Genomic DNA, 741 nt, shown 5'->3' on the forward strand with positions numbered 1-741 from the left:
CCTATTTACTTTTAAAATCCAACATATTGTCTATTACTGATTACCTTCAACTCCATTTAAAATAGCTTAATCATTGTTGTTCAAGCTTCAATATATACTTGCCTCTTTTATTTCAACCATAACACTGCATATTAGTCTTAAACTACTTTGACTTTATCCACCTTTAATTTAGAGTTAAACAAAAAAACACTCCGATGAGTGTTTTTTAAAATTATTATTTTTCCTGCTGATTAAGGTTGGAATGTTTTCGAGAATAAACAAAGTAAATCACGATACCAATAGCCATCCAAATTAAGAAGCGTATCCATGTATGGCTACCTAGTTGTAACATAAGGAATACACAAAAAACGATGGCTAAACCTGGCACAAGCGGTACGGCCGGACAATAGAATGCACGTTTCATATCTGGTCTTGTTTTACGTAAAACGATTACCGCTACCGATATCATCGTAAACGCTGTTAATGTTCCAATATTAACTAATTCAGCCAATTCACCAAGTGGTACAAAGGCTCCTAGTAAGGCTGCAATTATACCAAACATCCATGATGCCGCATAAGGCGTATTATATTTCTTATGAAGTTTTGATAAAGATTTAGGCATCAATCCATCACGTGACATTGCAAACATGATACGAGTTTGTCCATATAACATAACCAAGATGACCGTTGTCATTCCAATAAAGGCTCCAAGGTCAATAATTCCTGCAATCCAATTCTGGCCTGCGCTTTGTAGTACTAAAG

1 protein-coding gene is annotated in these 741 nt (G+C 35.1%); it reads right to left on the reverse strand.

Annotation, left to right across the window (positions count from 1 at the left end):
• Nucleotides 1-214: 214 nt before the first annotated feature.
• On the reverse strand, nt 215-741 hold a 527-nt coding region (locus AC1DUW_RS31345; protein WP_477644515.1), incomplete at its 5' end, for an amino acid permease.

The organism is Peribacillus sp. P4_C12, assembly GCF_056402095.1.